This window comes from Schlesneria paludicola DSM 18645, from assembly GCF_000255655.1.
GTDB classification, from domain to species: Bacteria; Planctomycetota; Planctomycetia; order Planctomycetales; family Planctomycetaceae; genus Schlesneria; species Schlesneria paludicola.
The window spans coordinates 1,868,326-1,891,058 of the sequence record NZ_JH636434.1; the positions used below are offsets into that span (position 1 = coordinate 1,868,326).

Consider the following 22,733-nt stretch of genomic DNA (forward strand, 5'->3'; position numbering starts at 1 on the left):
AGGATGACGCGCATTTTCTGACTGTTTGCCGTTACGTCGAGCGGAATGCTGTTCGAGCCGGGCTAGTCAAGCAGGCGGAGGACTGGAGATGGGGTTCACTTTGGCGATGGATGCAACCGGCTGACCCCGATCCGGCATTGTTGTCGCCGTGGCCAATCCCTCGGTCACCCAATTGGGTCCATCGGGTCAACGAGCCTTTGACGGAGCAGGAACTTTCTGCCATCCGCAAATCCGCTCAGAAAGGCAGCCCACACGGATCGCTCGAATGGATCGAACAGGCCGCCGCACGGCTGGGTTTGGCCTCGACTCTCAGAAATCGAGGTCGGCAAAGAATCCACTTTCCAGAAATCGACGACCAAAACACCAACATTGAGTCCTGACCCGAATGGCACTGCCGCGTGCTGTGCAAGAAGTTACGTCCACGGGCGCATGATTTAAATCGACAGTTTTGTTGTTGCGATCTGCGTTGAGCATCTTATCAGCTCACGATTGACGTGGTGTGGTATTGAGACAAAATGATCCACGACCTGAACGCTCCCCGCGTTGATGGCGAGCATCAGAGCTTCAAACGCGCGTTGATTTCGAGACGGACGTGATGGGGTGCGTCCCCTTCAGGACGCTGTGGAGAACGTGATGCAGAGTGTCATGACGTCTGGTGTTTGGTAACGAGCTTCTTTCGGGCAAGTTTTCGAGGTTCGGTTAGGAGTGCGATCGGGGCAGGTCGGCGTTTGACGGCGCGCGGTTCGATCCGGCTGGGACGGTTCGCGATGCGGTGGCAATACCCGTTGAGGATTCGCAGCGCAATCAGGCGTTCACGATCGTCGATACGGATCAAGGGTGGTACCGCGGCCAACACCCACGTGTTCGCGATCATCTGTAGCGACGCGGCAAAACTCAACTGGTTCGGCTGACATTCGCTCGCGAGCGCCGATTGGCGAATGAGGTTATAAGCTAAGAGCCCCGTCCAGATCTCTTGCCTCACGGCGGCGGGCGTTTTTCGTCGAAGGATCCCCAGGCCCATCGTGACCTTGATATCGCGCAGTTCGATTTCCACAATCCATCGTCGCCGATAGAGTGCGGCGATCTCTTCGTAGGAGTGGACCCTGTGATCGCGCAAGGACGTGACCACGACGAATGATTCGCAGCGGAATCCGGGGACGTTTACCGCCACCTCGAGTTCGCGCAATTCGAGGTGTTCCGGAAGACGATCGTAGGCCTCTTGATCAAGCCACTCTGGTCTTGCAGGCTTGGCCCACGTTGTGAGGTGATCTTTCGTACCGAGTCGCGTTCCTTGATCGAAGTCCGCCTCCCGATGCTGATGCAATCGAGTGACGACCTCGACGCCGAGTTCCAGCAAGAGCGCCAGCATGAACCAACCGCCGTAATACCGATCCGCCAGGACTAAATCTCCCTCACGTAGCTTGGGAAACAGGGTGCGAAACAATGCGGTCTCGCCAGACTCCTTCCCTTGATAGGGGCCCGTCGTGTGGCCAATGACCATCCCCGTCGCCAGTGAGGTCAGCGCCACAGCACGCAGGATCGGAAATCCAAGCCCCTCCTTTTGTGTGCTGGACTGCGGATACTCCTCCTGGTTTTGCTTCGTGTCCGGCATGGAATGGGTTGTGCCATCCACGACGAGCGCCCGAAAGCCTTTCCACCGCCACCCCTCGGGGATCACCCGCTCGCATCGTTCGGCCACACCTTCAGTGAGACGCTGGACGACTCCTTCTGGCACCTTTGCTCGGGCACGACTGTATGCGCCCGTGTTCGTCGACGAGACATCAAGCCCGCGCAGCGCGGAGTAGACCGCAACCCGCTGAACGGCCGCCCGGCAGGAGCGTTGTGAGCCGTCAAAAATGGCTTGCGACAACATCGCCCACAGCGTGACGCCCATCGTGTAGATCGGACGATCTTCGTCGGGAGAAGGCTTCGTCTCACAAGGCGATTCGGAGACATTGAACGAGACGCCTTCTTCTTCGAAGGCCTGCTCAATCTGAACGACAGTCAAGGCTTCCGCAAACGGGAGCCCGTCCCGCTGCAACAGCGAACGCTTCACCAAATCAAATGAGCTGTCCGCACTGCGAGTTGTCCGTGTAAAAGACATGAGACCTTCCTTGGTCCAAGCTCGCAGGCAACGCCCAAGAAAGGTCTCACGCAAGGCGAAAGATTAGGACAAAAACGTCTCAACGCAAAGTCGAATTCCCAATTTTCGCCTTGAATCAACGGCCGACATCTTAGAATGACGCATGCACCTCGCGCGCGTGTCCGATCGGTGTGCGCGGACCACAACAACTCGATGCGCGGCAGTGCCATTCAGTCCTGACCCCTTTCTGCCCCCCCCCAGGTAAAGCCAGGTTTCTCCGCTTCCTTCTGCCGATTCGTGGCGAACTTGCTCTGTCGTTCGAGCTTCAGTTCGAGTTTGACTTGCTCCAGCTCTTTCTGAAGACACTGATTTTCCTCAAAGAGTTCGGAATTCCGTTTCCGCACCACGCCGATGGTTCCATGCAACTGCCGAAGGTAGGGTTCGTTTTCATTCGCCCGGCTCACGAGCGTGCCAATGGCCGCACAGCCCAAATGGGGGCAGTTGCTGACATTCGGGCGACTCTGTTCGAGCTTTGGGTGGAACAAAAATGACATCGGCACCCATTCCGATTGAGGGAGGACGCCGAATTACCTAAAAATCGCCACCGACACAACATCAAACCGCTACGGCGGTAGCTAAACTGTTACACGACCAACACGCCAACATTGAGTCCTGACCCCTTTGATTTGTCCCCTTTGATTTGTCCGATCCCATTGTGCGTCAGTGAGATACGTATATCCTGCGAGTTCACTCTTTCGTGTGGCTGGCATGAGCGAAACTCCTTTCGCTCAGACTGGTACGCAGTTTCCTTGCCAACACCCGTTATGAAATCCCCTCCAATCCCGCTCCCACATTTCATGGGCAAGTCCATTTGCCGTGTCCATATCTCCATGGCCAGATGCCGCACAATCAAGTCGCACGCTCAACTGCCTTTGCTGTTGATTTGAAGTTGTGTTGATCGCGATGGCAACGATCGCGGCTTGCTAAGCAGCAGACAAGCAGAGAGCAGACTCAGTGGGATGACGATTGACCAGTAAGGGATGATGAAATTACTTCGGAAATTGTCTTGAAAGTAAAACCAGTCCTCAGCGCCGAAGTTATCACACCACCATCGCCAAGTCTGTGGCCTTCCGTTGCGAGACGGTATTTCTGAAATTGTGACCATATACCAGCCGAATGATTCGGGCCTCTCGTCGTTCACTACTGTTTTTACGTTTAAACTCCATCCACGAATCGCCCCTCTGCCACTTGACCATTCCTGCCATGAGTGTTCCCCCGTCGGAAATTGAACACAATCCAAATAAGACATCCCCCTCAACCATTCGCCTGAGATTACGCATGCCAATATGAGAGTGACTACGCCGATGTTTCTCCGCCGCGACTTTAAGCAGCCCATCGATTTACTTTCCGAGAGGTGAATAGGTGGTGACTGCTCTGGACTTGCCCATCAAATGTGGGCGCGGGGTTAGGGTTATACGGCCTGCTCGAACTTGATGGGTAGGAGATACCCGATCGTCGAGTGCCTTCTGACGCGGTTGTAAAAGGTTTCGATATATTCAAAGAGGCTTTGGCAAGCTTGCGAACGGGTCAGGTACCGCTCGCGGTGAACGAGTTCTTTCTTCAAGGTCGCGAAGAAGCTTTCCATCGGCGCGTTGTCCCAGCAGTTGCCTTTGCGACTCATCGAACAGGTGATGCCGTTCTGCTTCAGAAGCGTCTGGTAGTGTTCGCTGGCGTACTGCACACCACGATCTGAATGAGCCACCAGACCACTTTTTGGAAGTTCTCGTTGAACAGCCATCTGCAACGCGTCGACGACGAGTCGGCTGTCGATCCTGTCTGACATTGACCAGCCCACGATCTTCCGTGAGTGCAGATCTTCGACCGCCGCCAGATAGAGCCACCCTTCGTCCGTGGCAATGTACGTGATGTCTGTCGTCCATGTTTGATGTTTCTGGGATGGAGCAAAGTCTCGATCAACGATGTTGGCAGCCACGGGATGAGAATGATTGGAATCCGTTGTTGTCACGCGAAACGTCTTCACAGTCGATGCCTTTATTCCTGCCTCTTTCATGCATTTGGCGACGGTTTTGCGGTTACAAGGATGCCCTTGAGATTCAAGCTCTACTTGCAGCCGCGGTGCCCCATAAACATCGTGGTACTTCATCGCATGGATTGCCCGAATGCGGCACGTCAGTTCCTGACGCCGCTGTGACGCTTCACTGATCGGTCGTTTTCGCCAGGCGTAGTATCCACTGCGAGAGACCGCCAGCACACGATATTGAATTGCAGCAGGCCACTCCATCCGATGGTCGTCGATGAACTGGTATTTCATTTGGACTCCTTCGCGAAGAATTGAGCCGCTTTTTTTAAGATGTCGCGTTCCATGCGCAGCTGCTCGTTCTCTCGACGCAGACGAGTCAGCTCAGCTTCCTGGGCCGTCTGCTGACCCTTCCCCGGAAAGGCTTGCTCTCCTTGTGCGGCGAACTGGACCTTCCACTTATGCAGCAGCGTTTGACTGATGCCCAACCGGCGCGACACTTCGGCCACAGAAAGGTGCTGATCGATCACCATGCTCAGCGCCTCACGCTTAAACTCGGGCGTGTGTTTACGACGTTCTTTTGACATGCTCTGGACTCCTCAGGGTTAAGCATACTTGCTTTTCCCCGCGCCCACATTTGATGGGCAAGCCCAGATTACATACCCTAGTCGAACTTGATTGGTGATTGATAAGCAGACCTAATTAATCGACATCAGTCCCTACATCAATACATAAGTCGCCACAGTCTATATTATATCCATTCTTCTTGGCATCCACCATGGGATCATTGATTCCCGATTCAACAGAATCTTTACCTGGCTTACTGCTCCAGGTTCCATCATCATCTTGGCGATACCAGTGATAATCGTTGTCTGAGAAATATTTGTTGCTGATTACTAGTTTGACTTTATAGGATCCTTTTGGACATTTGCCTTTGCAGGGTTTTACACCTTTAGTTTTATTGGCTCCAGCCAACACTTGCTTGCACGACAACCTTCCCTTTGGAGAGGGGCCGCCACCTGGAAACATACTGTGACGCTCACCCTCCTTACCCGGATCATTGCAAGCGTATCGCCAGCAATTACCAACGGATGTATTGCCAGATCCCCAATCATTTGGCATTCCAGGAGGAAGCAAACCAGTCGGGTCGACATAAAAGGTCGGATTTCCTCCAACGTACGCGTAAAGCATCATCCCACCGACGTACCCAAGCGGATCTCGCTTTGTCCAGTTTCCAAGAACGGGATGATAGACCCGATTTCTCACGGTGGAAAGTTGTGCTCCAGTGTCGAAACGGTAACCACCAAAGAGGGTTTCCCAACCGAAACTGCTCGCTGAGCGCGCCCCGAAGCCTCCCGTCAGAAATGTCGGATTCCCGTAGCTGGAGTACGTAAATCGCTCTTGTGCGACACCCGAGGTGTCAACGATGGCCGTGACATTGAAGTTCGCGTCCTGGAGAGCGTAAAGTCTTTCGGAGCCTCGATCGCGCAGAATCAGCTCATCTATGTAACGACCGCCCCACACAAATTGTCGGTCGGCCGTTGTTGCAGCTCCGATTCGCTCTTCGACGCAGCACCAGTCGTCAGTGAAATAGGAATGACGCGTTTCCGAGAGCGTGCCACTCGTGTAACTTTGGATGACCGTTCGGAAATCTCGTCCGTCATACTGGTTCTGCTGGACAGTTTGGCTCGTTATTGCGTCCACTATTTTGACGAGCCGATTCCAGGCATCATAAGTTGCGGTATAGCCTGTTGTCAGTGTCGTAGGCTTCGGCATGGTCGTCATATTTCCGGCGGCGTCGTAGGCCGGAGTCGCCCAGGTCGTTCCGATGGACGCGGCGATCCCCGTCAGTTCATTCGCTGAATTCACTGTTCTCGTTTGATCGAGATTCGTCGTTCCTGCTGCTTTCTTGACGTAGTTCGGCCAATTACCCAATGCGTCCAGCGTAAACGTTTCTTCCGTGGCGGGTGTTCCGGAAATCGTCGCTCCAGAGAGCGTTCCCACTTTCGTGTTGCTCAGTCGATGTAGGCCGTCGTAGATGTAGGCCTCATCCTTCGTGTTTGTGGCGTAAATTGAAGAATCGATGTCCTTGAAAACTCGGCGGCTTGCATAGTCATAGCCATAACGATATCGATCGGCATCCGCAGTTGCTCCGGACCCCTTCCAATACTGGTCGACCACACGACCGAATCGATCACGCCCAGCGTAGATTCCAGCCGTGCCTTGGAAATAATCCAGCTTCAGCGAGGGCTCGGGCAATGTCACGGACGCAAGAGTCGAGCCTGCACCGTTGTAGTCATATTGCGCGAGAAGCGTTCCGAGCGTGTTCGTCTCGTAAATGAATCGAACTTGATTCAAGACGTCGTAAGGATTCCCTGCCGTACCGAAGTCGCGGTAGATGACCCGCCCATTGGGGTAGGTGGTAAATTGCATTCGGTATTGTTTGTTGTAGACTGATCCCGTTAGATTGTTGTTGTAGTTGTACAATACTTTGGGCGCCGTTGACGTGTTCACAGCACCGCTGTGCGACTGGTACGTCGCGGTGTTTTGATCCATTTCATCGGGAACAAACTGAACCTCGTTGACGACGGTTCCTGCCCCTGCGGCACTCGCGTAACTGGTGAGCTTCTGAAGACGGCGCAAGTTGTCGTACGTCCTCCCAATCGAGCGGACACTTCCGTCGACGCCCGAGCCCAAGATCGAAACGGACTGTATTGCGGGTAGGCGGGTATTTGCGTATGAGTAATCGATCACGGTTCCGCGCTGGTCCGTTCGCTGACTAAGACTGCCATCCACGTTGTAAGTCAACTTGACTTGATCGCTGCCAGACGAGGTCGTATCGGATGAGTCTGAATAAATAGAACTCGTCGTTCTATCCGCACTGATCGCATCCTCATATAAGTAAGTTGTGACCTGGTTGTCTGCCAGATTTCCGTCCGAATTAGGATCCATTGCAATCAATTGCTTCAGTCGATTGGGACCGTCATAAATCCAATTCGTGACCTGGTCTTTGGACGGATCTGTCGAGTCACCGGTACCGGATTCTGTCGCCGCATTGAAATTGCTGAAATTGGCCGCGAGATATGTGGTGCGTCCCAGTCGATCGGTAAAACGCTTATTAGTGATTCCAGCTGGGTCGATCTCGCTTTCGGGGAGGCCTGAATCTACATTGTAAATGATTTTCGACACGAGCGCACTACTGCTTGACGCCGTCGGCAAAGTCGAGGGGCGGACGGGCCGTGTCGCGTACTTCCATTGCCCGGTCCCGGTGGCCGTGTCGCCGGATCCGAAATCCACCGAAGTGGTCAATCTTCCGGCCGAATCAAACCAGTTGAATACTGTTCGACGTATATAGTCGTTGTTATTCGTCAGATTAATTCCTTTCGAAGAACCGGTCAGGTCATCATGGTTGTCCTCGAAACTGTCGACATCCGTCGCATTGCCGTTCGCATCAAGAGCTTGGTGAGAGAGAGCTAGAACGCCCGCATCTCCGCCACTCATCGAACCCAGGTTCGGCTTTGGAATCGGAGCGTTATAGTTGAAAGCCCCCGAAGTGAAAGGAGTCGATTTCAGCGCAATGACTGTTCGATGCTGGTAAGCACGCCCTGCACCATCGTAGGCGAATTCGGTTCCCTTGGCGTACTCAATTCCCGTCGCGACCTGTCGTCCATTTCGGTCGAAATAGTTCTTGCGAGAGAGATAGTTGGTGCCCGCTCCCGTCGTTGCCGCAATCTTGTACTTTTTTTTCTGAAAAACTTGGCCGAGATCGTCGTAGAGCGTGTCGACCTGCGTTCGGCGATTGCTCGTCGTTGATGACGCATAGGTATTGTATCCGTCACCCGAAAGTACGGTCGCCCAGGTCGGAGTCGCATCAAAGATGGCGGTAGTCGTCGTCCGCCCAAGCCAATCGGCATCATTGACAGTATAAGGTCCGATCGACGTTTCGGTGGAGCTGCTGACATAAAACGGTTCAATGCCGCGCAGATCACCTCGGTATGTTCTAAAGTAATTGGCTCCCGTGTAGTCGTTGCTGCCCGTGCCAAAAAACGTTTTCGTCTTTGTGACGAGCCCGTCTCCGATCCCGCCACCATCGTAAACCGTTTGCGAGATGGTACACAGCGTCGGGTAGGAGTTGTAGTCGCTTCCCATGTCATGGCTGTTGGCGGCCGTATTGCCACTGACTCCCTTGTCCACTTGCGTCACTCGATCGTGGACGTCGTAAGTGTACCGCGTGAGTTGTTCTACGCTATTGCTGGTTGCGGAGCCTTTGATGATCTCGATCAGATACTGAATACGACCAAGGAGATCGTACTGTATTATCGTCCGATAAAAATCGGTGCTGAGAGTTCCCGTGCCGCTGCCGGGGATGTTCGCGTAGCGGTCAGCGGACAAAAGCCAGCCGGTCAACGAATCGTAGTTTTGCCGCGTCCATGTCACGTAGTCACTTTGAGTCGGTGATGTCGAAAACCCAATCGGTGCGCCAGACGATGTGGAGATCGAAGTGAATGTGGCACGCACGGAAATCGTGTCCGTGACTTGCGCGGAGGTATTGAGGTTTGTAATGCCGATCGGCATCTCGCATCGTCCCGCAACCGTGTTCCAATGCGGGAACCGAATCGTTTGATAGTTCGCATACGCCGTGTAATGTGTTTCTCCAGAGGCGTCTACGAATTGCGTTTGACGGCCTTGCGAGTCAAAATATTGCTTCGTGGCCATCGCGAGCGGGGTCGGAAGTCCAGAGCTACGAGTAGGTTGGTTAGAGCTCGCACCTGCGACTGTCGCAGCCTCCCAATTTCCCGTTGAACCACTGGCAATATCGCTACCGGGGCTCGCAGGATCGACGTCGATTGCGGTAAAGGCCAGTTGCCCCGTTGTCGGATTGTAGCTGTAATAATTGACATATCCTTCGCCGTCTTGAGTCCAGCGCAGGCGGCCGATGTTGTCATAGTACTCGGATTTCGTCGTGGCAACCCCCGATCCGTTCTGGCCTGTCGGGATGGTCGGCAAGGTTGTCGTTTTCGTCTTGATTTGCCGATGAGTACTTGTATCGTAGAATGTGTAGGAATAGCTCGTCTGCTTGCCGCTCGAACGCGTCGTGGTTTGCATAGGATAGTCGTAGACGGCCGTGACCAGTGTGGGATTTGTCGTGTCGCCGTAGTCGCTGGCCGACACGTAATATGCGGTTCCGCTTGAGCCGTTCTTCACCCACGAATCCGTACGGAGCCCCAGTGTGTTGTAGGAAAAGGTTTCGACTAGACCAGACGAACTATTCAGCGTGGCGGTGTCATTGGCCCAACTGCTTCCGTTGTACGGGGCAAGGAAATTCCGCAAAGCCGAGGCACTCGTGACAGTCGTGTGCGCGCTGGGATAGCGATGCTCGGCGATCCGATAGGGCAATGCGGACGATCCCGTCGCGGTGGCAAATATCCAGGATTCACACCAATAGATGGGAGAGCTCACCGGATTCTGAATGATTGTTCGACGCAGCATACGCCCACCGGTCCAAGGTGAACTCGGCAAGCCCTGCAGTCCATAGACGGTTCGGTGAACTGAATTTCCAGCCGAGTCTGTGGTATCTTCCACGACCAACCGCGTCACTTGATTCTGATCAGAGGAATTCGCGCCCGCAACACTCATATAAAAGTACGACTTGGTAATGGAATTGACTCGCCCACACCCGCCGCATCCTCCGATGGTTTCGGTCTTCACTAATGTCGTTTCGTCGGAAGCCGCCCCACCGTATGTCGCCTCAAGATTCTCGCCCGATTGAAACGGCGTATTGACACTCGTCGTGGCAACGTTGGAGGTATAGTACGTAAAGCTGCGTGAGGCAAAGTCCTGGATTTGCGGTGTGCCGTAATTATCTGGCTTCTTGAGCAAGTCCTCGGGGACGGCAATTCCGCTTAGCGTGCCGACCATTCGCTGAATCGCGTCATGCTCGTAAACAGCTTTGATATCGCGTCCATAATTTGACGTGTAACGATACTGGGTGTAGCGGACGACGGACATGGTACTGCCCGTGTCGGCGGTAGCTTTTCGCGAGACTTTGACCTGGACGAGATTGTTGGTCATTCCGATATCAGTCGAAGCCCCGGTCACGTCCTGGTAGTACGTGTAATCGACCTGGGCAAACGGGTTTGCCGCAGCATCTTGAAACTGAATGCTTCGGATCAGATTCCCGGTCCAAGAATAGACAATATTATAATCCTGGCCAGTGGGCCCCGTGATCTGGCTGAGGAACCCATACGAATCGTACGTGTAGACGAATCCTCGCCGCCCTTGCGCTGCGAGCTCTAAAGTCGTCTGTTCGGCAAGCAGCCCTCCGGCCCATGAATTCGCAATCGTGAAATCATTGAAAATCCAGCGAAACCTCTTGATCTGATCCGTCAACACATAGACCTTGTTGACGGCGTCATGGGTCATGACGAGATAGCTGCTTTCCGCTGGAGACGTAAATGTGCCAGTGGTGCTGTTGTAAACGAACCCGCGGAGCGTACCACCCGGCCCCAGCAGTACGACATCGCTCGTTCCCCCGTTATAAAGATAAATATCCACGGGATTGTTCAGCCAACTGACACCTTGCGTGGTGAGAGTGCCGCTGTTGTCCGCGAGCACGAAGTTCCGCCCGAACGACCAACTGACTCCAGGGCCAGTAAGGGTAATATCTACGGGATTCTCTCGAATTCTCCCGCTATTGAGCGTTATCGGATCGCCACTCTGCGCTGGTCCCGCCTCGGCGTCTGGTGGTGAATCGAGAATGCACGGTTCGCAATCGCCTCCTGCACACGGTTTTTCGCATGTTCCACCTCCACCACCTCCACCTCCGCCGGAAGGATCAAGGGGATTAAAGGTTGCTGAAGCCATTGGCCCGAACGGACCAGAACCACCTCCTCCAGAACCACCTCCTCCAGAACCACCTCCTCCACCAGAACCCGTTCCCGGCATTTTTCCTGCCGGCGTCGGGCACTGACCAAGACTGGGCATTGGAGACGCTTTCACTAACGGATGGGCCTCCACGCTTCTCTCAGAGAGGAGTAAGGACATGGGAAAGAGAAAGGTCAGCGCAGTCCAGCCCATGAGCCACTGACGTAGCAGGTGACGACCGGGCTCATACCAGGCGCGAATGCACTTCGTCACGGCACGCCCCAATCCAATCAAATGCCGATCCATATAGCATGTCCTTTGACAGATCTGATATCTTTTGAAATCAAGAAACAGGAATCTTGGCAACAAGATGAGCCTGGCGCGATCAAACGGGTGACAGAACTGACGCTGTCAAAATTTCAGGACAGGATGTCCGGTTTCAAGGGTTTGTCGTGGCCGCATCGATCAAACCGTCGTAACGGGTCGTCAGTGCCGAGTCGCCGAGTTTGATCGCTTGATCACGCCGCAGCTTCAGCTCTTTCAAATGCAACTGCCGTGCGATGTTGGGCCGGTCTTTGTTAAGTTGCTGTGCCTCGGCTGCAAACCGATCAAGTTGCTGCAGACGATCGGTCACAATGGCCTGCTGATCCTCCGGCAGAGACGTTCCCAGAGATTGCAGCACGGACTTCGCCTGCTTGAAATCTCCCTGCCACGCCAGCCGAGAAATAATCTCATGAGCAACTCGCACCTTGACGGCAGGCGTGGTGGCCGCCTTTAGCGCGTCATCGAGGTAATTCAGGCCCCCCAACGCATTGTGGAATGGCACCGGATAGTAGTGCGGGTAGTGCGAAGACGAATTGGGGTCCAGTTCCTGGGCATTGGCGCGCGCTAGCAACCAGTTCACACGCGCATCGCCAGTGACGGCTTTGTCCGCCAGTTTGGCATCGAGTATTCCCAACCATTCAGAATATTTTTTTCGTCCTAGGTAGCTATGAGCCAATGTGTAGGCAACAGGAAGGGAACAGCGACCGTCTGCAAGTTGCAAATAATTTGCCTGTAATAACTCCGCCTGGCCGGGTAATTGTTGTGTCACGAAAATCGCCATACGGGAAAATGCGTATCGCTGATCGCCATTGAAGACGCGATCGGTCGAAAAATCCGGAATCAAGTCGGGGTTGCGGATCGCCCACGTTCCAAACGCATCGAGTGCTTTGTCGGGAACTCCCACGCGGAAGGGCTCGTAAAAGCGAACGGCTCGCTTGGTGTCCATCGGGTCGAGCAACGCCGGATTCTTCAGGAGGATGTCGAGGAACTCTGACCTGCGGCTTGTCGTCATTCCTGCGGCAGAATCGTCGGGCTCTTTCAAAAATGGATGCAGCTTCGTCGGAGGGCCAATCATCTCCGCGACAAATGAATTGGCGGTCAACGCCCTCCAGACGGTATTAGCACTTTGATTGCCGATCGTCGAATCCTTCGCAAGCAAAATTGGACGATTGGTCCACGCAAAGTCGATATTCGGATCGGTGCGAGTCAGTGTCTGCGGCTGGCCGTTCGTATTCCATCTGTAAGTTGCCTTCAATCCCTGGCCGCTTCCGTCGGGCAGAGTCAAATTGGCCGGTGCGACAATTTCCTCACGCTGTTTGCCGGGCGCTTTCCAGAACAGCATGGCGTGCAGAGTCGCCGAAGGTAGCGCTTTCAGCGAATCGACTTTTGCAGTCACTCGCAGGGGAACGGCCTGCCCGGCGGTTAGTGAGACAACATTTGAGCGGCTGATCCATTCAGACGGATCAAACCACACAATGGGAGATTTTTCTTTAGTAGGTGAAGAGTCGATGATGACCTGGCCACCGATCGAAACCGTCATGGAGAATTTGACAGGAAACTGGGTGACGCCCGTGTTCACATTAATTGGGCTGATTAAGAATTGATGCGCGCCAGTAACCTGAGTAGTGATCGAGCCCTCCCATTCCACATCAAACGAACTATTAACGAGCTGTGCATCGGAAAAAATCATTCTGACAAGATCGATACTCAAATCCTCGACAGGAACCTGCTCAATTGTTCCTCCCGCCTGCACCCAACGGCGTGCTTCGGCAATGATTACACTATCATCAAACTTATAGTGCATCATCATTTCGATCTTCGCGCGGCCCTCTTCATAGGACCTTCCGGTCCAGTCCTCACGTCGGGTCAATAGCGCAGTGCGCGTCCGTTCATCAACGGCAGGCTCCAGGTCGTACTTTACTAGCCAATGCAGCATTCCAATGGTGCGAAAGCTCATTTCAGTATTTAACAAATCGATCTGGAGAAAGAGATCTCTCCCCTTTGCCTTCGCAGCTTGCTCCTCGCCAACACTTAGAAACTTGAACGTTTCGTCGTCACGAAGCACGCGGATTGCCGCAGCAAAATCATCTGCTGACATCTGCTGCCAACTCGCAGGAAGCTTTGCCTGTGCTTGCGCACGCAATTCTCCCGAGTACGAACAAAGGAGAACTCCGTTCGCGAGAAGCAAAGCACACAGACGCACGAGGCCATTTCGCATACGATTCTCCTTCAAACTTTGGCCGTGGAAGCCAGCTAGCAACAATTTCCACGTGAGAAACGCTGGAGACATGCCCCAGCAGCAATGATCGAACAGATTTCCGGGCAAGCGATTCGAAGCGCGACCGCAGCAATAAACACACCACAGGAAACTGCACATGCGTTTAGTGTGACAGCTTGAACACAACAAGATGTGTCCAGCGAATGTGCATAAATAAAGATAGATATTATCTGATAATAACACGCGGGATAAAAATTGCGTCTGCGGATCGTACAATAAAAAGACATAACGTCAAGTGGGTCGAGGCGTTTTTTTGGCGGTCGTCTCCCGCAAAATTGCCTATCGCATTCGCGCTTTCGAATGATTGTAACGACGGGTCTTACGCTCAAGTTCGATACGAGAAACTCGTAGTATTCCGCAGCTTGGTACGAATAGCAGAAGTGAGCATGCTTGGGATTTCATTTGGTGGACAAGTGCGCTGAGACACTGACCTGCGATGCAGAGATGGCGAACATTGCCGTTGACTGTCTGAATCTAATTCAGTATCAGTCCATTCTCCCTTCTTGACAATTCTGTCATCGCCTTGTCGGCGGAATAGTCGCGTCAATTCGTACATCCATCTCTTGTGTCGCACAACGTGAAATCCTCTGGACTGAGAGTGTGGATGATTGCCGTTTCATCTCTTTTCAAGCGTGTCAGATTCATCGCTTTCAGCCTCTTTTTGGCTGGTGCAGGGACGGTGCCGATTGCAGCTCAAGAATCTGCAAAGCCTCCGGCGCCTGATGCCCCGGCGATGATCAAGATTACGTTGCCGCCGGAAACAGAGCTGCGAACGCTGATTGATTTTGTGAGCGTACGGCTTGGCGTGCAGATCCTTTATGACGAGCAGGTCGCCAACAAAAAGATTTCGATCAATGCCCCTCAACCGATTCCCGCCGACACGCTGGTTGATCTATTGAAATCCGCATTGCGGATGAAGGGATTGGCCCTGATCGATGCGGAAGTGAAAGGGTGGAAGCGGATCGTCATCGCCGATGATCTGACACGTTTCGCCGAACCGGAACGCAAGGGGCAGGCGGTTGACGACATTCCTGGCACCACGGCTGTTACTCAGACGTTTTCTCTCACACACATGTCGCCGGCGAAGATCAAGGCAATCATTGATCCCTTTTTGTCGAAGCAGGGGGCAAATGTCATCACGTTTCCCGACAAAAATCTGTTGATTGTTACGGACTATGCTTCCAATTTGAGGCGGATCTCGCAGTTGATTGTGGCGATTGATCAGGCTGGCCCCGAGCGATCGCTTAAGTTCTATCAAGTCGAGTTTGTGAGCGCCGAACAACTGTCTCAGCAGCTCACTCAGTCGATCGCATCACGGTTTGCCCCTCAAATCGAAGGAATGGCTCCGGTCACAATTACGTCTGACAAGCGTACGAATCAACTCATCATCGTCGGCACCTCACAACAGGTTGACGATGTGTTGCGTTTGGCGAAAGCGTTCGACGTTGCGCTAGAACAGCGGACTCAGGTCTACTCCTTCAAGTTTGTGAATGCAGAGCGAATCGATCGCCTGATCAAAGGGATGTTCGACCCCGCGATGTTGGATCGCCTCTACCGTTCTTCAATTGATCAAGAAGACAATTTGCTGATCGTCACAGGCACAGATGAGATCCACTTGAGAATTGAGCAATTCAAGAAGGAAATGGACCTCGAAACGAAACGCCCCGGAAGCGGCGTGAAATTCTATCGACTGACGTATGCCGCCGCAGAAGATGTGTTGAATACACTTCGCTCGATTGACCAGCGGAGCGACACCGGTTTTGGCAATAACTCTCAACGCGGTGTTTCCTCACTGGGGCGCGGTGGATTTGGTGGATCGAGAAGTGACGGCGTGAATGAAACGCCAAACGATTTCGTGCCCGGCCCGAACAACCCCAATCAGCCTGGAGCACCATCAAATACGCCACCCGCGCTTCGCCAGGATGGCTCCAACTCCGCAGGCGAGGGCAATCGCACGGGGATGACCGGACAGGGAAGCGGTCGGATGCTCGGCAATGACATCGGGGCCGGTGCAATCGGCGGGAATCGCGCACGAATCTCTGTCGATAAGAACACGAATTCCATCATCGTGATTGGGGATCGCGCGACCCAGCAAACATACGAGGAATTAATCAAAAAGCTTGATCGCCGACGGCCTCAAGTCATGATCGAAGCCAAAGTTGTCGTCGTGGACACCAGCGACAATTTTTCGTTAGGCGTCGAATTGTCGGGAGCGGGTGGGACGGTAAGAAAGCTTGTCCAGTTTACTTCGTTCGGGCTGAGCACGGTCTCGCCGACGACTGGCGCGTTGGCCATTATTCCTGGTCAGGGATTCAACTGGACGCTCGTTGATCCCAACGGCGCAAATGCCGTTGTTCGGGCGCTGTCGACTCACAGTCGAGCGAAAGTCACGTCGGCTCCGCAGCTTTTGGTTAACGACAATGCGACGGGCAATCTTGCCAGCGTGACCGAAGTGCCCTTCACGAGTGTGAATGCCTCAAACACCGTCGCAACGACGAGCTTTGCAGGATTCGCCGAAGCCGGGACGACGATCAAAGTCACGCCTCGGATTACGGATGATGATCATCTTGAGCTCAAATACAACGTCGCACTCAACAGTTTCACCGGCAGCGGGTCAAACGGTGTGCCACCGCCGCGACAGACCGACGAAATCCAGAGCGTCGTTGTCGTGCCAGACGGCTACACCGTGATTGTGGGTGGCCTGACTCGGCAGAACTTCAATAAGGCGTTGAATTCGGTCCCAATCGTCGAGAATATTCCGATCATCAACTTATTGGCCGGTTCCCGTACACGAGGGCAAAGCCAGACGACGCTCTTTATCTTCCTTCGCCCCGTGATCCTTCGGGACGACAAATTCCGTGACTTAAAATTCTTGTCGGACCGCGCATTCCCGAAAGTGGACGAGCCTGGGAACTATCCACGCCCCACACCACTTCTGGTACGGTAACGTGTCGATTGGGGGAACTCTCATTCAGAGATTTCAATGATGGAGATCCAGACCGAGGAGACTGTCGGGACGCCTCAAATGGTGTCGTCGGAGTGGTTTCGCCTTATCGCGGAGGAGGGCTCCAAGTTGGGCGGCGCCGTGCCGTTGGTGGATCGGACAAAGGACGAATCCCCTGCCGCCCACACACGCCGAGCGGCACTTCCCGAGCAGTTGGTATTGCGAGCCACCGCGCGTGTCTTGAATCTTCCGGTGTGGGAAACGCTCACTGGATTCCGTCCTGCAGTGACCTTCATTCGGGAATTTCCAATTGGCTTTGCCCGTCAGCATCTTGTACTGGCGGGACTCAATGACGCTGATCAACTTTATCTGGTGATGCCCGGAATCGAAGGCTGGCCTCATCTGGATACAGTTCGTCGCGTCCTTCAGAAAACCATTCTGCCTGCATTCGCGCCTCGCGCGGAAATCCTCAAGGCGATTAACGCAGGGTATGAGCAGCAAAGCACCGAACCGGATGCGGTGCTCGACACAATGCTCGATGGCGATGCCGCGACGAAGTTGCAGGCATTTCAGCAGCGAGAAGACCTGCTCGTAACGAACGGTCAAGCCCCTGTCGTCGAATTGGTGAACCTGATTCTGCTGGATGCGGTCAAAGCTGGAGCGAGCGATGTGCATTTTCAGCCCTACCGCGAGAAGCTGGTCATTCGATTTCGCATCGATGGAATTCTATTCGACGCCCATTCCTTGCCGAAGGGGATTCAAGAGGAAGCGTTGAGTCGAGTCAAAGTCATGGGGAAAATGAATATCGCAGAAAAGCGATTGCCCCAAGATGGACGAGCGACAGTCACAGTCGGTGATCGATTAATCGACCTGCGAATCGCGTCGTTGCCCGGTAGCTATGGGGAACGCGTCGTGCTGCGGCTCTTGGATAAGAGCGCTCGCACCTATGACCTAACGGCTGTGGGATTGGGTGACGAGAATTGTCGCCGGTTTCGTGAGTTGATTAATCTTGAGCATGGCTTGATCCTCTTGACCGGGCCGACGGGAAGCGGAAAAACGACGACCCTCTATTCAGCTCTCTCAGAAATCAATAGTCGTGATCGAAACGTCGTAACCTTGGAAGATCCAATCGAATATGAGATCGACGGGATCAGTCAAACACAAATCAACGTCAAAAAGGGAATGACTTTCGCAAGCGGCTTAAAGAATGTGCTGAGACAGGACCCTGACATCATTATGGTCGGTGAGGTTCGTGATCACGAGACGGCCGTGATGGCGATTCAGTCCGCGCTAACGGGGCATCTTGTGTTTTCGACCCTGCACACGAACGACGCGGCGAGTGCCGTCACGCGATTGCTGGACCTCGGAATTGAGCCGTATCTCGTCAGCAGTTCCTTGTTGGCCGTGCTGGCGCAGCGACTGGTTCGGAAGGTCTGCGTCGAATGCAGTCATGACGACACAATGACCCAGGAGCAATTGGAGCAACTGGGCATCGCAAGAAACTCGCTGAAGACGATCAATTATCAACGTGGAAAATCGTGCCCCGCTTGCAGACAAACCGGGTATCGTGGACGTCTGGCAATTTGCGAGTTGCTGGTGGTCCAGGACTCCATCCGCAAGAAAATTCAAGAACGAGGCAGTGCGTCAGAAATCCGCGATGCGGCCATGCAAGGTGGCATGCAACTACTACTTCAAGATGGTCTTGAGAAGATCATGAGTGGCGTCACGACTCCTGAAGAAGTCGCTCGTGTGACCGTCCGAGCCGATCTCTGACACCCGGCGATCAATCCAAAGCCGACGCCTGGGCAACGAAACCCTCCGGCGTTCATCATGGCTCCACAGCGGAGTCGCTCGCAATTGTGGCTCGTCCAGGGGCGTCGTTGATCTGGGCTCCCTCAAGCGCCGGTGGCGGTGGAGGCGGCACAAACTCAGGTAGATCGGTCGTTGGTGGCTCGCTGGGATTCATTTCTGGCAAGGCCGGTGCGACGGGTTCTGGCTTCAATTCATGAAGTAGCTTTGGTGTCGCCTTTGGAACGTCTGAAGAGGGTTCGCTGCTGGCAGCCGAGCCGACAAATTGAATCGGCTTTCGGCCGAGTTGATCACGTGCCCACTCAATCCATTCAGGGCGACTATCAAGGAAGACAAGAGACTCCAGCAGCGGTCTCACTTCGTCGAGAGATTGTCCGTTCTTCAGTTGGGCACATGCCAGACTGCCAATAACGGCCGGGTCACGTGGCGCGAGTGCCATTGCCTGTTCGTAGTACACGATCGCATTGTCGAGTTTGTCGGCTTCTTCGAAAAGTTGACCCAGGTTATAAATCGGCTCAACCCGATCAGGCATTAGCTTCGCAGCATATTCGAACTCCCACGCGGCAGTGTACAACTGTCGCTGGAGCATATAGACAACGCCAAGTGTGTTATGCGCGGGGCCAAACGTAACATCTGCGACCATTGCCTTTTGCAGAAGCACTTGAGCTTCAGCGATCTTCTTAGAAGGATTGCAGATCGGATTATCGAGCACCTTCAAGGCTTTAGCATGCGCTTTCTCTGCGGCACGGGTGTCATATTGCGGGTTGGCTGCGACAGTTTCATAGTTCTGCTTTTCTGCAGTCTTTAGGAGGCCACAACCTGTGATCGCGTTTAGGATGCTAAGCATCGTCGCTAACAGTACTAGACGATTCGCAATTGACGCACAGATATTTGCTGGCTTGGTGTGATTTCTGCATGGTCCGGCCACGATGTCGTCCAAGAATAATAGGCCGGTCAAAACAGCCGCGCACTCGAATGGTCTACCGAATGAACACACATTCGCGATGGGATCGCTGAAGAAAATCAGGCCCATCTCGTGCGAAAACTAACGTGATAGAGAGGTTGTCGGAGAGTTTGTGATGCTACCGTCATAGACATAACAGGTCAATATGATCTGGGCATTCCACAACTCCTCTGTGTTTGATTGTACATCTGTTCCAACTGGCACTCGAAGCGACAAGGACGGAAGGTGCATTCCTGCACCGGTCTCTTCGAGGGCGAGTGAGAATTCCACCAACTGACGCAGCGGAATCTCGCGAAGTTCGACGCTCGTTTTCTGCTCCAAATGTGACGTTTTCTCGATACGGCGCGGGTCTCCGGGATCAATTCTCACGATTTGCTCCGGGTTGATCTTCGCTTGTTTCGCGGCGGTCTCGACCAGCCTGGCAAGAGCATCACTTGACCGCGTGCCCTCTTCGAGCTGGATTGGATGCTCACGAAGCTCTTCGATTTGGCGCTCGAGACGCTTGAGGTGCGTGAGTTGCCTGACGGCAGCCTGTGCCTGATCTGCAAGAATCCAGCAGTTCCAACCGACCCAGGCATTCGTGACAACGAGGCCCAATAGCGCCAACCAGAAGGCGGAATGCGTATTCAAAGGTGAACCACTCATGATTTGACTCCGGCGACTCTCGCGGGCAGTTGTGCCGAAATTCGAAACTCCACTCCTTTTTGCGGCAAACGATGGGTGCTGGGAGCTTCAACGACGAGATTCACCTTTCTCAGTTCATCGGCGATCCGATCCGCATCCGCATGTTCACGGACTTGCCCGACAACATAAAGTCGATCTTGCTCAATGCGGATCTCCAGAACGCGAAAACGCATGTCCTTAGGGAGAGAACGAAGAAGACGTTCGACCAAGCGGATCGATGATGTGTTGTGTGGAAGTTCGACAATATCACCCCGCATCCCGCGTAGTTTCGCATACTCTCCTTCGATACGTGTCTTCACGCCAACGGGTATCGGAGTTCCGGGAAAGAGTGATCGGAAGACCTCTGCCTGTTGATCACCGGCTTCAATTCGTTGATGGTTGAACTCTTCACCAAGTTGGAAGACACGAACGCCGATCGCCACAAGCAGACAGATCACACTCGCCTGCAGCAACCCGAGTGAGCGACCAATGAATCGATTTCGCTGGGGATGCACAAGCGTACCTCGTCGAAATTCAATCTTCGCTCGTTCCGCACCTGACAGAATTGCCACGGCACGACGAACGGCCGAATCAAGAACCGAGGCTGACGCGTCGTCGGAATTGTCGACGACCACGAAGTCGGGGAGTTCACGGATTTCACTGGAAAGCTCTGCTCCGATCCCTCGCAGAATGAGCGGCAACGGGATGCACTCATTCAGCGCCACAACCTGCAGCTCTTGGATGACAGATGCCGGGGGCTGGGGAACATGGCGCCAAAGCACAGGACGTCTTCGGTCAATCATCCACAGCTCCACCGAATCTTCGTTGGACTGCAAGACGAAGAAGCGAGCCTCTCGGATCGCGAGATGTTCAAGGTCCCAATCCAAGGCGAGTCGCGCCAGCGGCGAAATTGACTCGACGAGAACTCCGAGTTCTTCAAGTTTCCGAATCAGCAACTGAATCGGATCATGAAAGACGGCGACCGCAAATGCCTCTGCTTTCGAGGACTCAAAATCAACAACCACTTCCTCGGCCGACCAAGGCAGATGCGGTTCGAGCAGATAGGAGACAGCCTGATGATTTCGCGACTGTCGTTGACTCGGAAGCGGGAACGCCGCACTGAGGCAAAGTGGCGAATCAAGCGCGATCAGCACGCGATGCGCACCAGTTGCCCCAGCATTTAGGCCTTCGTAGATCCTGTTTGCCTCGTCCTGTGGCTGTGACCAGTCGAGCTCTGCAGAAGGGGATGCTTCAATTCCGCGAGTGGTGAACCGGGCGATTTGCCAGCAAGTCGATTTCAGAAGGATCACGACAGCGTTTGCCATCAGCGCGCTCCTTGATTCGAAACCGCGAGCTTCGTGACAACCTTATCGCGTTCGACGTTGACGACACCTTCTTCAATTGCCGAAATTGTCGCCCCTGTGTCAGAGGCGCCGATCTCGTCACCAAGCTTGCGGAATACAACCTCACCAGTTTGAAGTTGCAACATCGCCATGGAGTTCCCGGGCTCGATCATGGTTGCTAATAACCTTGCAGTAATCGGACGCGGGGGAGGGATTTCGACAACTTTCGGAGGGGGAGGAGGTGGCGGTGGCGGATCATAGAGAGCGCGACGCAAGGGCTGCTGCCAATAGCTTTCAAAATCGCGCACCGTAAGCTTCTGTTCGAGCACCTGGGGTTGGGGTGTAGAACTTCCTTCGGAACTCCCGAAACTCCGGCGATGTTGTTCACCTGGCGTCTGAGTCAACTCAACGGGTATTGGCTGCCAAAGCACAATGGCCGCGGAGAGAAAGACCGCGAGCGCAAGGCAGGTGACGATTCGGCGTAAAAGACGCGGGCTCATACTTCAACTCACCAATGAAACGTCTCGAAGGACGAGGGATTTCCATTTCCAGAACGATCAATTGTCAGAGAGGCCCATGTTCGGCGAGCGCTTTGAACCGTGATCCAGACCGCAAATCGTTTTGAATCGACGGCCAGAAGTCGCTTGAGCACCGCCTCGTCTTTGTTGTTGAGGTTAATTTTCTTAACCAAGGTGTCTATGTCTTCAAAGCCTCCTTGACGCCGAACGCCCAACACCCGCGAGATCGAATTCTCGCTGACGGCCCCAGTGAGCAAGAGTCTGACTGTGCTGTCCTGTGCTCGGCTCAGATTGAGCTTGCCCGTTCCCCAGCAGGTTAACTGGACGGTTGCGGCTTGGAGTCGACCGATTATTTCGTCCGCCTGACTCTCACCGCGGAGATCAAAAACTTGTTCCCAGGTCTGAAACGCGACCGCTTTCTCGTTCTCTGGGTCTCTTGGCGGCCATCGGACTGCGACCGGCAAACCACTCGGTCCTGCCGCTTGTTGCGTCACACTTGAGAGCAAGTTTTGTGGATCGCGCTCACGACGAGCAAGCGTGTTCAAATCGATCTTGGCATCTTCGTCCGACAAGCGGACCACGAACCGAAGTTCTCCTAGCGTGAGGTTGACGTCCACGATCTGCCGCAGAGGCCACAATTGCCTGACGTTTGATCTGCTGACGTCAATCCCGTCTAAGAAGTTCGCTGGATTCGCGAGTGCAAGACGCTCCAGGCTGCGCATTCCCCAACGCCGTTGGAGATCCTCTTGTGCATCCGCGACGGTCCGTGCCAGCTCAAAGCTCTTACGGGCAAATCCCGCAGCAGTAATACTTGTCACGAGGATCAAGACAAGCACCATCACCAGCACAAACCCGCGTCGTTGCAGCGAGATCGGAGGGGGCTCTGAGAACATTCTATGCCACCT

11 protein-coding genes and 2 pseudogenes are annotated in these 22,733 nt (G+C 54.0%); 3 read left to right on the plus strand and 10 right to left on the minus strand.

Annotation, left to right across the window (positions count from 1 at the left end; genetic code table 11):
* Window positions 1-380 (plus strand): annotated as a pseudogene (locus tag OSO_RS51890) (transposase); the annotation flags it as partial.
* Window positions 381-643: 263 nt separating this feature from the next.
* Here OSO_RS51890 and OSO_RS0109235 read toward each other — a convergent pair.
* From OSO_RS0109235 to OSO_RS0109275, 5 genes and pseudogenes are all read right to left on the minus strand, one after another.
* Entirely contained in the window at window positions 644-2,104 is a 1,461-nt protein-coding gene (locus OSO_RS0109235) for an IS4 family transposase (protein WP_010583115.1), read from the minus strand.
* 209 nt (window positions 2,105-2,313) lie between these two features.
* Window positions 2,314-2,637, minus strand: coding sequence for a hypothetical protein (locus tag OSO_RS0109240; RefSeq protein ID WP_010583116.1), 324 nt, complete (start codon window positions 2,635-2,637; stop codon window positions 2,314-2,316).
* Window positions 2,638-3,554: 917 nt separating this feature from the next.
* A pseudogene (locus OSO_RS0109255) lies at window positions 3,555-4,708 on the minus strand (IS3 family transposase).
* Window positions 4,709-4,823: 115 nt separating this feature from the next.
* Window positions 4,824-11,291 carry an RHS repeat domain-containing protein gene (locus OSO_RS0109265; protein WP_261340376.1) on the minus strand — a complete coding sequence of 2,156 codons (6,468 nt, stop codon included), beginning with the start codon at window positions 11,289-11,291 and terminating at the stop codon, window positions 4,824-4,826.
* Window positions 11,292-11,424: 133 nt separating this feature from the next.
* Entirely contained in the window at window positions 11,425-13,527 is a 2,103-nt protein-coding gene (locus OSO_RS0109275) for a PA14 domain-containing protein (RefSeq protein WP_010583122.1), read from the minus strand.
* Window positions 13,528-14,320: 793 nt separating this feature from the next.
* Here OSO_RS0109275 and OSO_RS0109280 point away from each other — a divergent pair.
* Together OSO_RS0109280 and OSO_RS0109285 are read left to right on the plus strand one after the other, a co-directional pair.
* On the plus strand, window positions 14,321-16,534 hold the full coding sequence (locus OSO_RS0109280) for a secretin N-terminal domain-containing protein (protein ID WP_237729267.1): 2,214 nt from the start codon (window positions 14,321-14,323) through the stop codon (window positions 16,532-16,534).
* A gap of 36 nt (window positions 16,535-16,570) precedes the next feature.
* Window positions 16,571-18,304 carry a GspE/PulE family protein gene (locus OSO_RS0109285; protein ID WP_010583124.1) on the plus strand — a complete coding sequence of 578 codons (1,734 nt, stop codon included), beginning with the start codon at window positions 16,571-16,573 and terminating at the stop codon, window positions 18,302-18,304.
* A gap of 55 nt (window positions 18,305-18,359) precedes the next feature.
* Here OSO_RS0109285 and OSO_RS0109290 read toward each other — a convergent pair whose 3' ends face one another.
* From OSO_RS0109290 to OSO_RS0109310, 5 genes are all read right to left on the minus strand, one after another.
* Window positions 18,360-19,187 carry a hypothetical protein gene (locus tag OSO_RS0109290; protein WP_157605110.1) on the minus strand — a complete coding sequence of 276 codons (828 nt, stop codon included), beginning with the start codon at window positions 19,185-19,187 and terminating at the stop codon, window positions 18,360-18,362.
* Between the two features lie 198 nt (window positions 19,188-19,385).
* Window positions 19,386-19,949, minus strand: coding sequence for a hypothetical protein (locus OSO_RS0109295; RefSeq protein WP_010583126.1), 564 nt, complete (start codon window positions 19,947-19,949; stop codon window positions 19,386-19,388).
* Window positions 19,946-21,292, minus strand: a complete 1,347-nt coding sequence (locus tag OSO_RS0109300; RefSeq protein ID WP_010583127.1) for a hypothetical protein — start codon at window positions 21,290-21,292, stop codon at window positions 19,946-19,948. The genes OSO_RS0109295 and OSO_RS0109300 overlap by 4 nt, the downstream gene beginning before the upstream one ends.
* Complete coding sequence (locus OSO_RS0109305; protein WP_029246819.1) at window positions 21,292-21,810, minus strand: hypothetical protein; 519 nt, start codon at window positions 21,808-21,810, stop codon at window positions 21,292-21,294. The genes OSO_RS0109300 and OSO_RS0109305 overlap by 1 nt, the downstream gene beginning before the upstream one ends.
* 8 nt (window positions 21,811-21,818) lie before the next feature.
* Entirely contained in the window at window positions 21,819-22,721 is a 903-nt protein-coding gene (locus tag OSO_RS0109310; protein WP_010583129.1) for a type II secretion system protein GspK, read from the minus strand.
* Window positions 22,722-22,733: the final 12 nt, after the last annotated feature.